Genomic DNA, 17457 nt, shown 5'->3' with positions numbered 1-17457 from the left:
TATTTAAACTGATGTCAAAACAGTAGATAGTATAGTTATGGTCTGTCTTGTTAAACTAGATATTCTTGAATGAGGTAAATAACTGAGATAAAAGTTATCTCAACAGATAGCAATTCCAACTGAAGCCAAAAGCAGAGGTATGTTAATAGGCTAAAAATAGGAGCAGGGGATACTATTAAATATATATCAATTTTATTGGGATGTCATCCTATAGCTATATCATTATGGTTTGCTAAAGTTGTGAAAGCTTGCTGTTGAAGGTTTATTAAACAAGAAAAAAATTGTTAGTTGACCTAAAAAAATATTCTCCAGAGGAAAAAAAACTCAGAGACTAACGAGATAAGTAGAAGACTTCAATAGTTATAATGAATTACAAATATGGTTAAAGCATATAGGATATTCAAAGGTGCATAGGTATGTCTATTACAATTTAAAAGGTAAATTAAAATTATGGTGTCTGGTAAGTAGGAAGCAAAATTGAAGAGGGGTTTAGGAGTCTAAAAAATGCCAGAAAGGATGAAAAAGTAATTGAAAAATTGAACGGCTAGGGTAAACATGATAATAGAATTAGATTTTGGTGTTCAGGTGAAACTAGAATTGGTTGAAAAACTATCATGGGAAAAGTAGATAATCCTCCATGAGAAAAGTAGATAATCCTCAAAGAGATAATACAATTTATGACTAAACTATAAGCAATAAATATAAAAGGTTTTTGATAAGTTTATCTAATACTTTTGAATTATCTTTTGAATTATATTTTGAAGCTGTACTTGTTGGTGTATAATTAAATTTAGTATGGTTATTTAATCACCCATTAAAAACCATAACAAATTACATTTTTTAATAGTGGAAATTATGAGAATATTAGTAACAGGTGGCGCAGGTTTTCTGGGCTCTCATCTTATTGATAGATTAATAGAACAAGGCCATGAAGTCCTGTGCCTTGATAATTTTTACACTGGCAATAAACATAATATTTATAATTGGTTAAATAATCCTAGCTTTGAGTTAATTCGCCACGATATTACAGAACCCATTAGGTTAGAAGTAGATCAAATTTATCATCTAGCTTGTCCTGCTAGTCCAATACATTATCAGTACAACCCCGTCAAGACAATTAAAACAAATGTAATGGGGACATTAAATATGTTAGGTTTAGCCAAAAGAGTAAAAGCAAAATTCTTTTTGGCTTCTACATCTGAAGTATATGGCGACCCAGATGTACATCCTCAAACAGAAGAGTATAGAGGTAATGTTAATTGTATTGGAATTCGCTCCTGTTTTGATTCTAAAACTGAAATTTTGACTGAAGCAGGTTGGGTAGCTTTTCCAAATCTACAATCAGAAGTTAAAGTAGCAACATTAAACTCAGAAGGTAAAGTTGAATATCATATTCCTGAGGAGTATATTGTACAATCATATATTGGAGAAATGTACCGTTTTGCTAATACTAACTTTGATTTTTGTGTGACTCCTAATCACTGGATGTATGTGCGTAATAAAACTGGTAATTTAGAGTTTATTAGGGCAGATGAAGCTAAACTTTGGCAGAGTTTAGAGGTGTTAACTGGAGGAGATTTTGAGGGAGAAAAAGAAGAATGGTTGGAATTAAGAAAAAGCCCTATAAATTCTCATAGAAAAGTAGAAAAAATCTTTATGGATGACTGGCTAGAATTTTTAGGTTATTACATTTCTGAAGGTAGAGTTGATGTAAAAAAAAGCTTGCGAGTAGTAGGGGGAAATGATGCTTATGTAGCAGACTATAATATATTAATTGGTCAAGAAAACTCTGAATTAGCTTTGAAAATAGCTAGTTGTTTACGCCGTTTAGGATTTAATTTTAGTGAAATTTTATTTGATTCAGATAAACATCAATTTCGGGTTTGTAGTAAACAGCTAGCTGAGATGTTATTACCTTTAGGTAAGTCTGGTGAAAAATATATTCCTCGCGAATTATTGAAACTATCAAAACGACAGTTATTAATTCTATTTAAAGCACTGATAATGGGTGATAATTCAGAACAAAAAAATCATTACACTTATTATAGTAAATCTAAGCGATTAGCTGATGATATACAAGAGTTAGCACTTCGTTGTGGTTATGCGGCTACAGTAGTTTCTCATGCAGTGGGGCGTGACCTTTATCAAGTTAATATTCGACCTGCTGAGGATGCAAATTTAGTTGTGCCAGAAAGGTTCCATTATGTAGGAAAAGTTTATTGTGTTAATGTCACAAACCATGTGGTTTTTGTAAGACGAAATGGGCGTGCTGCTTGGTGCGGTCAATGTTACGATGAGGGGAAGCGAGTAGCAGAAACTTTAGCTTTTGATTACCATCGCCAAAATAATGTTGATATTAGAGTGGCTAGAATTTTTAATAGTTTGACTGGAGATCAAAAGGTACTTTATTATATTGCTAAAAAACTGTATTATGAAACTTTTGCAGAATGCTATGATAGAATTAATGGGGATATATCAAGTGTATCAGTGCCTTGTTTTGATGAAAATTATCAAACGGTAATTAAACCAATTTCTGCAATTTGGAAACATCATGTCAAGAAGAAGGGTTTTAAGATAAAAATTACTTGGGGTAAACAAATAAAAATCACAGAAGATCATAGTCTATTTACGAGAAATGAAAATAATAAACCTCAAGCAGTTTTCGGAAATGAGATAAAGGTAGGAGATGAAATAGGAATTCCTAGTTATATCAGTTTTTTGGAACAGCCTTTAGAGCCATTCCACATTACAGATAAAATATTAATTCAAGAAGAAATATATGTAGAAAGTGAAGATACAATCTCTTATATTGAAAAGTATGGAGATAAGATGAGGGAGTATTTATTGGCAAAAAGTTTAAGCCCTAGTCAATTTTATTCGATATTGAAAACTTATGAAGCAAAAAATCAAATTCCTTGGCATCTATGGAAATATTTAGAACTTCCTCTATCGGAAAAAGATAAAGTTTGCTATTTATCTAAAAAGGCAATTAAAAATTGGATAGACAATGTAGAAGAATTATTATGGTTCTTAGGCTTTTATGTAGCTCGGGGAAGTTTGATCAAAAATGAAGTTGTGTTGAAAGGGGAACCTAGTCAACTAGAAAAAGTTATAGAATTAATAGAAAGAATCTTTGAATATAAGTCGGAAATTAATGATTCAGGATATATAAGTATTAAGTCTAAAATTCTGGTTGATTTAATCGGATATGGATTAAATTTTGGGAATCAAGAAAAAGATATTCCTAATTGGATTTTACAACTACCTGAACAACAATTAATTAGATTTTTGAAGGGATTCGTTGCTGGGAATAACCTAGAAAATCAACTAAATTTCTATCTCGAATTTAAAACTGATAGTCAGTTAGTTGCTGAAAAATTAGTATTGATTTTATCTAAATTTGGGTTGGTAGCAGATGTGTCAGAAATAGAGGTAAATGAGGAAGATATTGCCAAAATTTATCGAATAATAATAGAGGGATTAGAAGATAAAAATATTCATAATTTGTCTAAGGTTGAGCAGAAAATATCAGCTCTAACTACAGGTGATATTGCTTGGGGAAAAATAGAAAGTATTGAGGAGTTTGAAATAGATGATTATGTGTATGATTTCTCCGTGCCAAATTATGAGAACTTTATAGGGGGAAGCTACAATGTTTTTGCTCACAATACTTATGGACCTAGAATGTTAGAAAATGATGGTCGAGTTGTTAGCAATTTTATTGTACAAGCCTTAAAAGGGATACCTCTAACAGTCTATGGTGATGGCTCCCAAACCAGAAGTTTTTGTTATGTTTCAGATTTGATAGAAGGGTTTATTCGGTTAATGAATCAGGATTTTATCGGGCCAGTTAACTTGGGAAACCCAAGAGAATATACAATATTAGAATTAGCTCAGAAAATTCAAACAATGGTTAACCCAGGTACAGAGATAATATATAAACCTCTACCACAAGATGATCCAAAACAACGACAACCAGATATTACTCGTGGGAAAAAATATTTGGGTTGGGAGCCAACTGTTTTTCTTGAAGAAGGGTTAAAATTGACTATAGAAGATTTTCGAGAGCGACTCAAAAATGAATTGCCAAAAAACTAAAAGGATAAGAGTGTGAGGAGTTTGTAACTGTTAGCTTAAATCTAGTGTTACCTGTAGTAATTTTCAGTTATCTTTTTTGTGCTACTAGTTGGCAAAATTAAGTTAGATCTCAATAAACAAGAAAGAATATTACAGTTTAATCTTTATGAAAATATTTTTTCTTTCTGTTGTTAAAATTTTAGAGGATATAAATATGCGTGTTTGTGTTATTGGTACTGGTTACGTTGGTTTAGTGACGGGAGTTTGTTTGTCTTATATAGGACACCATGTAATTTGCATAGACAACAATGAAGAAAAAGTTAAGTTGTTAAAATCAGGACAGTCTCCAATATACGAACCAGGACTGTCTGAGTTGATGCAAAGTAGTACTAAAACTGGTTTGCTAGAGTTTACATCTGACTTGAAAGTGGGGGTCGAGCATGGTGATATTTTATTTATCGCTGTTGGTACTCCTCCACTGCCGACAGGAGAAAGTGATACTCGTTATGTGGAGGCAGTAGCAAAGGGTATAGGTGCTCATATGATTAAAGGTTACAAAGTAATTGTTAATAAATCAACTGTACCTATTGGATCTGGTGACTGGGTACGGAGAATTGTTTTGGATGGTGTTGAGGAACATAAAAAAGAAGAAGGGGGAACTCGTACAGAGATTGAAGTAGAGTTTGATGTAGTTAGTAACCCAGAGTTTTTGCGTGAAGGTTCGGCTATCTTTGATACTTTTAACCCAGATAGAATTGTGTTGGGAAGTAATAGTCAAAAGGCATTAGATATGATGCAGGAACTTTATAGGCCTTTAGTAACACGCAAGTATGGTGATGAACAGTCTCTGCCACCAGTGCCAGTGGTAATTACAGATTTGAGCTCTGCAGAAATGATTAAGTATGCTGCTAATTCTTTTTTGGCAACTAAGATTAGTTTTGTGAATGAGATTGCTAATATATGCGATCGCGTAGGTGCAGATGTGACTCAGGTTGCTAAGGGTATCGGATTAGATTCTCGTATTGGTAATAAGTTTTTACAGGCTGGTCTTGGTTGGGGTGGTTCCTGTTTCCCGAAAGATATCTCTGCTTTGGTTCATACTGCTGATGACTATGGTTGTGAAGCACATTTGTTGAAAGCAGCAGTTGAGGTGAACAGGCGTCAACGGATGATAGTGGTGGATAAGTTACAGCAGTATTTGAAAATTCTCAAGGGTAAGACTATTGGGTTATTGGGTTTGACTTTTAAACCTGATACTGATGATATGCGGGATGCACCTTCTCTAGATTTGATTCAAGAGTTGAATAGGTTGGGGGCAAAGGTGAAGGCTTATGATCCAATTATTTCTCAGTCTGGTATACGTGATGGTTTAACAGGTGTACTTGTGGAGACTGACTCAGAAAGGCTTGCTGATACTTGTGATGCTTTGGTTTTGGTGACGGACTGGGCACAGTTTCAAAAGTTAGACTATGGGAAGATGGTGAAGTCGATGGAGCATAATTTGTTTGTTGATGGTCGGAATTTCTGCGATCGTAAACAGTTGGAAGCTGCTGGTTTTCAGTATGTGGGAATTGGGCATTAATTTTGTGGTTGAAACTTGAGAATTTTTGTCATGCTATAATGTAGGAATATTTTATAAATTTCCCTACATTTTATTGTTAAGTCAAGCAATAGAAATTAATCCTAATTTTTCGGGGTTTGATTTTTATTGAGTCACTATTTTATAAAAGCTAAGGAGCTTATAAGGAGGGATGGAAAGAATCACAAAGCTATTGAACTTTATCTAAACTATTTTGCATTTTCCTGAAAAGGGAAGTGCAAAAGTTTACTCTAAATACTATCGAAGCCTAAAAAAATTATAAAAACCAAGTGTTTGAAAGGTAACTTTTGGCTTCTTTTTGATATTTTTTGTTTTAATGTTTACAGGACTTACTTATTTACTATTATATAGTAAAGCTACTTCTACAAATGGTGTATAATTTCACATATTTGGGTAAGTTCTGATTTATTTATGCCTACACCTACTGGTCAAAAAAATTCCCGAGAAAGGTTATTTCCTAAAATTGACAAAACAATTATGATATTCTATGATCATGGTTGTTTTTATTTTTTTTAATGTATTTTTTTGTTCAACATAATAAATAGGATTTTCCCAATAAAAATAGGATATTTTTTTGTGAAATACAAGGGTAAAACTAATGGTGAATTTAAGAAAAAAAATCAACTACCTATTTCGCGAAGCTCAAACTATTATTTTAGAGGAATTACGAGAACCTCTTGACCGAGTTGCTATTAGTTTAATTATTTGTATAACCTTGTTAATTTGCCTGGTACTTGTAGTAGGAGGAAATATAGCTCCAAAAGTTAGAGATTTTAGTTGGCAAGATCAAAAGATAGGTTTTGAAGATACGGCTTTTATACTAAATTTTAATCGGCCTATGAACCATGCTAGTGTTGAGAAACATTTACAAATTGAGCCGCCTTTACCAGGAAAGGTAAGTTGGGCAGGTCGGAGAATGGCTTATACTGTTTTAAGTTCTGTTCCCTATGGTAATAAATATACTTTAAAATTATCTGGGGCGAAAGAAAAGTTTTATGGGTTAGATAAGGGAGAGGTAATGGAACCTTTTGAAGGTTCGTTTCAAAGTCGCGATCGCGCATTTGCTTATATAGGTATTGAAGGGAAAGAAAAAGGTAGGTTAGTTTTAGTTAATTTAACTGAACAGCAACAGGGAATATTCCTAACTCCTGAAAATCTAGAAGTGTTAGATTTTAAGTTTTTTCCAGAGGGAAAAAAGGTTGTGTTTTCAGCAGTTGAAAAGTTCAATGGTGTCCCAAGTTCTTTGGAACAAAAAATATATACTGTCACAACTGGTGTTAATGATCAATATTCAATAGAAAAATCAGAATCTTCAGAAAAAGTGGTAGGTAAAATTGAAAAACTTCTGGATAATTCAGAGTACCAAAATTTGAAATTTGACTTATCTCTTGATGGTAAAATAATTGTAATTCAACGAGTAAATAGAAAAGATGTATTTGATGCTGGTCCTTGGGTATTAGAATTAGGAAAAAAAGTCAGACCCCTAACGAATAAAGATGGAGAAGTTCAAAAAGGTGGAGACTTTTTAATTACTCCAGATAGCCAGAGTTTAGTAATTTTACAAGGGGAAGGTACGTCTATTATACCTATAAATCCTGAAACGGATTCAGAAGATTTAATATTTTTACCAAAGTTTGGCAGGGTCTTAAGCTTCAGCAAAGATGGTTCTATGGCAACAATGGTAAAATATAATCAAGATGGTACACGATCTCTATATATTGTGACGAATCAAGGTGAAGAAAAAGAGCTATTACGAACTCGTCCTTATGATAATATTCTGAGTACAGAATTTGACCCGACGAAAACTATTTTATATTGCTTATTAACGGAAGGAATTGAGAATACAGAGGAAGATAAAAAACAACTTTATATTGCAGCATTTGATCTTAAGAAAAATTATTTAATACCTTTAATTATTTTGCCAAATCAAAGGTCAGTTAATATGGATTTATCACCAGATGGCTTAGTATTATTATTTGACCAGATGGTGACTAGATTAATAAAAGGGAAAGGACCTGAAAATTTGGAAAAAATCAGTCGTTTATGGATGTTACCTTTAGACGTTAAAATACTAGAGAATGATTCAAAATGGCAACTTAAACCAGAAGAATTACCTCTGACTGGTTTGAGTCCTCACTGGGCACCTTAGTCATTTTTAGGATATGCTTATTATTTTCCAAGAGAAAATAAAATATTTTTTTCTTAACTATACTATTTCTTATATGTAATAATTTAAGTATAGACATAAAGTTGTTGAATATTAATGTAAAGTATCGTAACAATTACGATAAAAGATATTAAGCAATCTTACCCTAGTTTAACAAGTAGTTTAACCTATAAATTAAAAAACGAGGTAAAGTGATGAATAATACAAAAAAATATCGGCTTAGTTGTACCCTTACCTTCGGTGATATTTATGGCCAAATTATTGTTTGGTTAATAGTAGTATTTTTGAGTATTGCTGGAGGGGTTGCTCTTTGGACTAGCAGCAGCCAAGCCTATGCTCTGGGGGCTATTGCTCTAGTGGTAGTTCTATCTCTACCTTTTTTGCTATTTGCTTTTGTAACGACCCTATTAAATCATGTTGAACTTTCTGCAGTAGAGCCTAATGAGGAAGAACAGCTTCAAATGCTAATACCTGGTCAGCAAACAGCTACATTTCTAGGTTAAATATTCGGAGTCTTTGGGATGGTGATAGTGAATAATTTTCTCAATTAATCAAGAATCTCAAAGTATTAAAAAAGCGGTTTGCAATTAGTAGGATAATTTTCATAACATACTATAAGAGTATTTTTTTAACTCCGACTCAAGCATTTGGCGCTTGGGGTTTGCTCGAATTAGGAAGCTAGCTCAATGCTAAAAGTTGATAGCTAGTTAGGGCTGGCTGAAAAAGTATGGATGGGTTGGGGTTAAACTTAAAGCTCAGGAGAAATGGAAATTAATTAGGAGGTAGTAGGATAGGATATATTTGCCTCTTGTTGCCTTCTAGCATGGTGAGTCTAAAATATGTTCTGTGGGTGAGCTAAGTGGAGCTGAAAAGCTGGCACTTTTTTGAAGACAAAAAAGAAAATGCACTTGCCAATATCAGTTAACGCTTTCAGAGTTTATCAGCAAACAAGGGTGAAAAACCTACCTGGATAATGACAGGTAGGTTTTTGGATGTCTGCATGTAAAAGATTTTTTGTATAGAATTGTAGATAATATTTTTGGTAAGTTAAGCTTTTGTTGAAAAATATTCAAGATTTTTACTATCACTAGGTTATGGATAGGTTAAATCTTTTTCCTAGTCTAAATTTTAGCTGTAAATATGTATCCTAATGTATCGTAAAAGTTTGACCTAAAATTACTAGAAGGCCAGCACCATGATATCGTATAATGTCCACACTGTGGTTATATTGTTGATAGAGACGACAATGGAGCAAGAAATATTTTAGCTTAAAGTTTAAAAATCTGGGGAACAATAGTTAAAACTTGGGGAGGGGTATTGGGAAGTTGGGGTCAAAAGCCTGATCCTATAGTGGAAGGAGGTTATATGCGCTACAGGAGAGTTTACTTACTGGGTTGATGATAGAAATATTGTTAATTTAAACCATATGGGTGAATGTAGAATCATTGATGATAAGAATCCTACATCCGTTACTGGAACTTGATTTTGGGAAAATATAAAACTAAATTGTTCTTTAGAAGTCTACTATCATAAATGTAAGATAATATAAGTTGAAAATTATTTGATATTTACCTATAATGTTAGAACATGATATAATTATAGTTGGTGGCGGTCTTGCTGGCTGTCGCGCTGCTGTAGAAATAGCTCGAAAAAATCCTAGTTTAAATGTGGCAGTAGTTGCCAAAACTCACCCTATTCGTTCCCACTCTGTGGCTGCTCAAGGGGGGATAGCGGCGTCTCTGAGAAATGTAGATACTAAAGATAGCTGGGAAGCTCATGCTTTTGATACTGTTAAGGGTTCGGACTATTTAGCAGACCAAGACGCAGTAGAAATTTTAGCGAAGGAGGCACCAGATGTAATTATTGACTTGGAACATCTAGGAGTGTTATTCTCCCGGTTGCCAGATGGTCGCATCGCTCAACGTGCTTTCGGCGGTCACTCTCACAACCGTACCTGTTATGCTGCGGATAAAACTGGTCATGCTATTCTTCATGAGTTAGTTAATAACCTTCGCCGTTATGGAGTACATATTTATGAGGAATGGTATGTAATGCGCCTGATATTGGAAGATACTCAGGCGAAGGGTGTAGTTATGTATCATATTTGGGATGGGGACATAGTTGTACTTCGGGCTAAGGTGGTAATGTTTGCTACTGGTGGTTATGGTCGGGTATTTAATACTACTTCTAATGATTATGCTTCGACTGGGGATGGTTTGGCAATGGCGGCTATGGCTGGGTTGCCTCTTCAAGATATGGAGTTTGTGCAGTTTCATCCTACTGGGTTATATCCAGCAGGGGTTTTAATTTCGGAGGCAGTGCGGGGTGAGGGTGCTTATCTGATCAATAGCGAGGGCGATCGCTTTATGGCAAATTATGCTCCTAGTCGTATGGAGTTGGCACCTCGTGATATTACTTCCCGTGCTATTACTTTGGAAATTCGCGCTGGTCGGGGAATTAATATGAATGGTAGTGCGGGCGGTCCGTTTATTTATCTTGACCTGCGACACATGGGTCGGGAGAAAATTATGAGTCGGGTACCTTTTTGTTGGGAAGAGGGTCATCGTCTTTTAGGTATTGATGCGGTGAATGAACCGATGCCAGTACGCCCGACTGCTCATTATTCTATGGGTGGTATTCCTACTAATACTGATGGTAGAGTTTTCGCGAGTGCGGATACTTTGGTGGATGGGTTATTTGCTGCGGGAGAATGTGCTTGTGTTTCGGTACATGGGGCTAACCGTTTGGGAAGTAATTCTTTGTTGGAATGTGTGGTTTATGGACGACGGACTGGAGCGGCGATCGCTGAGTTTGTTGAGGGTCGGAAGTTGCCTGATGTTGAGGAACAGCGTTATTTAAGGGAGGCGCGGGCACAAGTTCAGGGGTTGTTAGACCGCTCTGGAGAATATCGGATTAATTTTTTACAGCAGCAGTTTCAGGATACCATGAGTCAACATTGTGGTGTGTTTCGTTCCCAGGCTATAATGGAGGAGGGGTTTAAAAAATTGGAGCAGTTACAGGAACAATATCAGCAGGTTTATTTGGATGATAAGGGTAAGTTGTGGAATACGGAAATTGTTGAGGCGCTGGAGTTGCGGAGTATTATTGTTGTGGGGGAGACAATTTTAAGTTCGGCTTTGAGTCGCCAGGAAAGTCGGGGGGCTCATAGTCGGGAAGATTTTACTAAGCGAAATGATGAGGAGTTTTTACGGCATACTTTGGCTTATTATTCGTTGGCGGGTATTGATATCAGTTATCGACCTGTGGCAATAACTATGTTTGAACCAAAGGAACGGAAGTATTGATCTATTTTATTTCAGATAATTTCAGATAATATTTTCCTGAAATACGATCTGTAGGGAGCAAATTCTATCTGTAGAGGACTAGTAATATTTGCCTCTATGATGGCGTTTCTCCCTAAGTCTTGAACTAATAAGGAATAACTGAAATGCACCAGGCAAAAGACTAAGTTGACCTACCACGACTTTTTCCTGATCATACTAAATTACCAGATACTGTTAAATGGTGAATTTTGTTGCTCTTATTTTCTATGGCGAGAATATATGGCGCTTTTAGTTGCTCTAGAGTTTGCCAGTGGAGATGGAACAGAAGAGTTAGACTAAACACTTTTTTGGTTTTCCCTGGATGATGAAACAACAAGACTAGGAAAATTTTGGGTATATGAAGGTATTGTCAAAATATCTTATTACGGGGTTTATATGATCACAACTGGCAATTTACAAATGTATCATTTGGTGGATGACTCTTATGGCTAGATGTCTCCTAATGAGCGGGGTCATTATTTAATTGAACCTCTGGGAATAGAATTGGGAATATGCCAGGGTTCCTCTCAAAATCAAACTCTATCATGGTTACGGTGGTGGGACTCTGAAGGGATTTTTTTGTTGACAGGGGCGGAAAGGGTAGAAGTATAAAAAGTTCGTGGCGATCGCTTGGCTAACATAGCAGAACAGGCAAGGGAACGGGCAGAACAAGAAGGTCAATGAGGAGAACAAGCAGAACAGGCATGAATAAATGCTATTTCTCAATTATTAGCTACGGGAATAAGTGCGGAACAAGTAGCACAGGTTCTTAGTTTAACTGTTGAGGAGGTGAGGGATGTTTCTGCTTGAGGATAAACGGTATCAGTATCCTCCTTTGGTGGTGGTGTACAAGTAGTGATTTTTCGGCTTCGACTCCTAACTTTGAAAGGGCTTTACTTGCAAATATTACTACTGATATTTAGTCTGAAATAAAACCTACCTCTGCTATAATTACTGAAAGCTTTTGAAATGCTAGCTTAATGACTCTCATGACTTTTTTTAAGAATTTTTGGTCTATTTCTTTCTTTCTGCCCCTGAGCTTGGTTGTTACTGCTGTTCCTCTCCAAGCTCAACGCCTACCTCTATCGGAAAACCTGACTTCTCTCCTTTCCCCTGAAGGCCAAACTCTACTCCAAACCAGCAAAGCTCAAACAGACTACATTCCTCTGATGAGTCAGTTCGTTACCCAAGTCAATGGAGCATTTTGTGGTGTGGCGAGTGCGGTTATGGTACTTAATGCTCTAGAAGTTCCTTCTACTGCTCCTTCTCCCTGGCCACAACGTTATTTTACCCAGGATAATATTTTTAATGAGAAAACTGAGGAAGTTATCCCCCGTAGTGTTATTACTAGACGGGGAATGACTCTGGCACAGCTGTCGGACTTCATTGCTACCTATAGTGTTGAAGTCAAAACTTTCTATGGTAGCGATATTAGTTTGGAGCAGTTTCGAGGGCTCATTCGCGAGAATTTGGTGAATGATAACAACTTTGTGTTAATTAATTATCTAGGCCAGGCTATCGGACAAAAACGAGGGGGTCATATTTCTCCTATTGCTGCTTATAATGAGGAAAGTGACCAGTTTTTGGTTCTAGATGTATCTCGTTACAAGTACCCTCCCGTTTGGGTGGATACAAAGACTCTCTGGGCATCAACGAATACTATCGATAAAACATCTAAAAAAACACGGGGCATTGTTTTAATTTCTCCTCTTTCTCAACTCTAATAAATCAAATTTTATTAATTATTAATAATAACTATGGATAAAAAAAATTTAAGGCAAGCTTTAGTCGTTGGAATTAACCGTTATCCTTTGTTGAAAAAGAAAAAGTTAGGAGATTTGAACCTTAAGGCTGCTGTTAAGGATGCTGAAGCTATTGCTAATATTTTGGAAAAATATGGTAAGTTTCGAATTCAACGTTTGCCAAGTTTGCCAAGTTTGCCAAAAAACTATGATCAGGAAGGTACAGAAAGATTTGACCCTAAGGGAAAGGTGAAAATTAATGAGCTTCAAGAAGCAATTATTAATCTATTTAAACCTCGTAAAAAAAATGAAACTCCTGATGTGGCTTTACTGTTTTTTGCCGGACATGGTTATGTGGATGAAAAGGGAGATATTCGAGAAGGTTTTTTGGCTACTAGTGAGGCTCACCTTTCGGAAAATGTTTATGGTATTTCTTTAAATTGGTTAAAAAGGCTCTTACAAGATAGTCCGGTTCAAGAACAAATTGTTTGGTTAGACTGTTGTTTTAGTGGTGAATTCTTGAATTTTGACCGAGAAGCTAACCCTGGTACTGAAGGAAAAAAAATTAGTCGTTGTTTTATTACTGCTTCTCGTTCTTTTCAAACTGCGGAAGAAAAATTGGATGGAAAACATGGTTTATTTACTGATAATTTGCTGGCTGGTTTAAACCCAGAAAATTATGTTGATGGTTGGGTAACTAATTATGTTTTGGCAGAGTTTATTAACAAAAAGATGTCTCGTACATCTCAAGCACCGATGTTTCAGAATTCTGGGGATGCGATAATTCTTACTACTAATACTCTGACTGAATATAAGGATGAACGCTGGAAAAATTTGGCTCCTTATCGAGGTTTATCTTATTTTCGTCAGCAGGAAAATGATGCGGTTTTTTTTCATGGCAGAACTCTTTTAACTGATGAGTTAATTGACCGAGTTAGAACTAATAATTTTGTGGCGGTTTTGGGGGCTTCTGGAAGTGGAAAGTCTTCTTTATTGCGGGCGGGTTTGTTATATCAACTGAGGCAGGGGCAAAAAATATCTGGAAGTGATAGATGGCGTTATCTAAATCCTTTTACTCCGACTTTTTCTCCTCTGAAAAGTTTGGAACTAGCAATTAATAGAGAGGGGGAAAAACAGGAGAATTTTACTGATAATTTTACTGATAATTTAATTAGGTTTATTGACCTAGTTGAAGCTGAAAGAGTGGTAATGATAATTGACCAGTTTGAAGAGGTTTTTACTCTCTGTCAAGGTGACGAGGAAAAAGAACAAGAACGACTGGATTTTTTTGATTGTTTTTTGGATGTTCTGGAAAGACGAGGTGATAAGTTTTGTTTGGTGTTGGGAATGCGGGCTGATTTTCTTGACCGCTGTTCTGAATATGGAAGGTTAGCTAATCAAATTAAGCGGCATCAATTATTAGTAACTCCTCTGGAAAAGGATGAAATAGATGAGGTTATAAAAAAGCCTGCGGAATTAGTTGGAGTTGGAGTTGAGCCGGGATTAATTGCCCAAATAAGGGAAGATTTTTTGCGTAACCCTGGTAGTTTACCTCTGCTGGAATATACTTTGGATGCTCTGTGGAAGTTTGCGACTCAAGGGGAGAATAAAAGTCAATTTTTAACTCTGGCAACTTATACAAAGTTGGGTGGAATTAAGGGTACTTTGACGAAGCGAGCTGATGCAGTTTTTCAGAGTTTGAATGATGAGGAAAGGTCGGTGGCAAAGAGGATATTTTTAGAGTTAGTTCAGCCTGGGGAAAAGGAAATAAGTTCGGGGAAAATAACGGATACTCGGCGGCGAGTAATTTTGGAAAAGTTGCCTAACAAAAGACATAGTTTAGAGCTTTTATCTGCAGTTAGTGATAGGTTAGCTGATCCAAATAATCGGTTAATTACTAAGGATAATTCCGAGGGAGGAATATTATTAGATATTGTTCATGAGGACTTAATTAGAAGTTGGAAAACTTTGAGGGAATGGGTGGAAGAATATCAAGAAGCTTTGCCGGTGGAAAGAAAAATTGAGGCTGATGCGGCTGAGTGGAAAAAAGATGGAAAAAATGAGGGTTTGTTATTACGAGCTGGTCGGTTAACTAAGGCAGAAGAATATCTGAAAAAATATGATGAAATGGCTTTATTGGATGGGGTTGCTTATGAGTTTATTGAGGCGAGTCGGGAGTTGAAAATTCGTGAGGAAGAAAAAGAGAAGGAGCGGCAAAGAAAAGTAGAGGAACAAGCAGCAAGAATATTAGGAATGCTTTCTGACTCAATGATCAGACAAAAGCCATCTTTACTTGATAAAGGTGTATTACTGGGCATAGAGTCAATGAAGCAATACTTTGATATCAAAAAACGTTATGGGAAAGTTGACTCGGACCTACTTTTTGAACTGGATCAAACTCTACGGAATGGAGTAAGTCAACTACCCAAGCATCTCTATACTCTCAAACACCAGTCCGATGTATATGCAGTAGCCTTTAGCCCCGACGGCAAAACCATTGCTACTGCAAGTTATGACAAAACCGCCCGCCTCTGGGATACTGAGAATGGCAAAGAATTAGCTACTCTCAAACACCAGTCCGATGTATATGCAGTAGCCTTTAGCCCCGACGGCAAAACCATTGCTACTGCAAGTTCTGACAAAACCGCCCGCCTCTGGGATACTGAGAATGGCAAAGAATTAGCTACTCTCAACCACCAGTCCTCGGTAAATGCAGTAGCCTTTAGCCCCGACGGCAAAACCATTGCAACTGCAAGTTCTGACAAAACCGCCCGCCTCTGGGATACTGAGAATGGCAATGTATTAGCTACTCTCAACCACCAGTCCTCGGTAAATGCAGTAGCCTTTAGCCCCGACGGCAAAACCATTGCAACTGCAAGTTCTGACAAAACCGCCCGCCTCTGGGATACTGAGAATGGCAAAGAATTAGCTACTCTCAACCACCAGTCCTCGGTAAATGCAGTAGCCTTTAGCCCCGACGGCAAAACCATTGCAACTGCAAGTTCTGACAAAACCGCCCGCCTCTGGGATACTGAGAATGGCAAAGAATTAGCTACTCTCAACCACCAGTCCTGGGTAAATGCAGTAGCCTTTAGCCCCGACGGCAAAACCATTGCAACTGCAAGTTCTGACAAAACCGCCCGCCTCTGGGATACTGAGAATGGCAATGTATTAGCTACTCTCAACCACCAGTCCTCGGTAAATGCAGTAGCCTTTAGCCCCGACGGCAAAACCATTGCAACTGCAAGTTCTGACAAAACCGCCCGCCTCTGGGATACTGAGAATGGCAAAGAATTAGCTACTCTCAACCACCAGTCCTCGGTAAATGCAGTAGCCTTTAGCCCCGACGGCAAAACCATTGCAACTGCAAGTTCTGACAAAACCGCCCGCCTCTGGGATACTGAGAATGGCAAAGAATTAGCTACTCTCAACCACCAGGACACGGTAAGAGCAGTAGCCTTTAGCCCCGACGGCAAAACCATTGCTACTGCAAGTTCTGACAAAACCGCCCGCCTCTGGGATACTGAGAATGGCAATGTATTAGCTACTCTCAACCACCAGTCCTCGGTAATAGCAGTAGCCTTTAGCCCCGACGGCAAAACCATTGCTACTGCAAGTTCTGACAAAACCGCCCGCCTCTGGGATACTGAGAATGGCAATGTATTAGCTACTCTCAACCACCAGTCCTCGGTAATAGCAGTAGCCTTTAGCCCCGACGGCAAAACCATTGCTACTGCAAGTTCTGACAAAACCGCCCGCCTCTGGGATACTGAGAATGGCAAAGTATTAGCTACTCTCAACCACCAGTCCAGGGTAAATGCAGTAGCCTTTAGCCCCGACGGCAAAACCATTGCAACTGCAAGTGATGACAAAACCGCCCGCCTCTGGGATACTGAGAATGGCAATGTATTAGCTACTCTCAACCACCAGGACTGGGTATTTGCAGTAGCCTTTAGCCCCGACGGCAAAACCATTGCAACTGCAAGTTCTGACAAAACCGCCCGCCTCTGGGATACTGAGAATGGCAATGTATTAGCTACTCTCAACCACCAGGACTGGGTATTTGCAGTAGCCTTTAGCCCCGACGGCAAAACCATTGCTACTGCAAGTTCTGACAATACCGCCCGCCTCCATTGGGCAACACCAGAAGGCTTAATTCAAGAAGGTTGTCGCCGCCTCAGTCGGAATTTAACAGCAGAGGAATGGCAGCAGTATATCAACAGCGACTTGGAGACATATCAGAAAACTTGCAAAAATATTCCCGTTCATCCTAGTTTAATTGCAGAAGCTAAAAATCTTGCAAAAACAGGGGAAAAACCGAAAATCAAACAGGCAATTTCTATCTTCAAAAAAGCTCTAGAATTGGAACCAGAAATTGACCTCGATCCTGATACAAAAACTAGAGAAACAGACCCCCAACTTGTAGCAAATAAACTTGCTGCTTCTGCCAAATTAAAATAAGGTAAAAAATTAGCAATAGAGGGAAAAATAGAAGAAGCAATTAATCTTTATAATGAAGCACAAAAATTAGATTCAGATGTCGAAATA

Annotated in this window: 8 protein-coding genes and 3 pseudogenes; all 11 read left to right on the top strand. The window is 37.2% G+C overall.

The genetic code is table 11. The annotated features are described in order from the left end of the window. Nucleotides 1-855 precede the first annotated feature (855 nt). Nucleotides 856-1287: pseudogene (locus TERY_RS36845) on the top strand (GDP-mannose 4,6-dehydratase); the annotation flags it as partial. A gap of 999 nt (nucleotides 1288-2286) precedes the next feature. Then, nucleotides 2287-2382 (top strand): annotated as a pseudogene (locus tag TERY_RS36840) (SDR family NAD-dependent epimerase/dehydratase); the annotation flags it as partial. Beyond that, a pseudogene (locus TERY_RS35005) lies at nucleotides 2362-3657 on the top strand (NAD-dependent dehydratase); the annotation flags it as partial. The pseudogenes TERY_RS36840 and TERY_RS35005, both read left to right, overlap by 21 nt. Continuing rightward, entirely contained in the window at nucleotides 3637-4098 is a 462-nt protein-coding gene (locus TERY_RS35000; RefSeq protein WP_370497205.1) for a GDP-mannose 4,6-dehydratase, read from the top strand. The pseudogene TERY_RS35005 and the gene TERY_RS35000, both read left to right, overlap by 21 nt. A gap of 193 nt (nucleotides 4099-4291) precedes the next feature. Further along, a complete protein-coding gene (locus tag TERY_RS11815) occupies nucleotides 4292-5659 on the top strand; it encodes a UDP-glucose dehydrogenase family protein (protein WP_044137458.1) in 1368 nt (455 codons plus the stop codon). Between the two features lie 616 nt (nucleotides 5660-6275). Continuing rightward, the gene (locus tag TERY_RS11810; RefSeq protein ID WP_011612049.1) at nucleotides 6276-7826 is read left to right on the top strand and encodes a hypothetical protein; all 1551 of its coding nucleotides are present in this window, start codon (nucleotides 6276-6278) and stop codon (nucleotides 7824-7826) included. A gap of 212 nt (nucleotides 7827-8038) precedes the next feature. Next, a complete protein-coding gene (locus tag TERY_RS11805) occupies nucleotides 8039-8347 on the top strand; it encodes a hypothetical protein (RefSeq protein WP_011612048.1) in 309 nt (102 codons plus the stop codon). Nucleotides 8348-9421: 1074 nt separating this feature from the next. Continuing rightward, nucleotides 9422-11149 carry a succinate dehydrogenase/fumarate reductase flavoprotein subunit gene (locus TERY_RS11800; RefSeq protein WP_011612047.1) on the top strand — a complete coding sequence of 576 codons (1728 nt, stop codon included), beginning with the start codon at nucleotides 9422-9424 and terminating at the stop codon, nucleotides 11147-11149. 471 nt (nucleotides 11150-11620) lie between these two features. Next, nucleotides 11621-11779, top strand: a complete 159-nt coding sequence (locus TERY_RS32930) for a hypothetical protein (RefSeq protein WP_155994403.1) — start codon at nucleotides 11621-11623, stop codon at nucleotides 11777-11779. A 368-nt stretch (nucleotides 11780-12147) separates the two neighbouring features. Continuing rightward, complete coding sequence (locus tag TERY_RS11790; RefSeq protein ID WP_011612046.1) at nucleotides 12148-12891, top strand: phytochelatin synthase family protein; 744 nt, start codon at nucleotides 12148-12150, stop codon at nucleotides 12889-12891. A gap of 33 nt (nucleotides 12892-12924) precedes the next feature. Continuing rightward, nucleotides 12925-17370 (top strand): eIF2A-related protein, encoded by a 4446-nt coding sequence (locus TERY_RS11785; RefSeq protein WP_011612045.1) that lies wholly within the window; start codon nucleotides 12925-12927, stop codon nucleotides 17368-17370. Nucleotides 17371-17457 lie beyond the last annotated feature (87 nt).

Origin of the sequence: Trichodesmium erythraeum IMS101, assembly GCF_000014265.1 — a bacterium.
GTDB classification, from domain to species: Bacteria; Cyanobacteriota; Cyanobacteriia; order Cyanobacteriales; family Microcoleaceae; genus Trichodesmium; species Trichodesmium erythraeum.
This window is presented reverse-complemented; position numbering and strand designations above follow the sequence as displayed.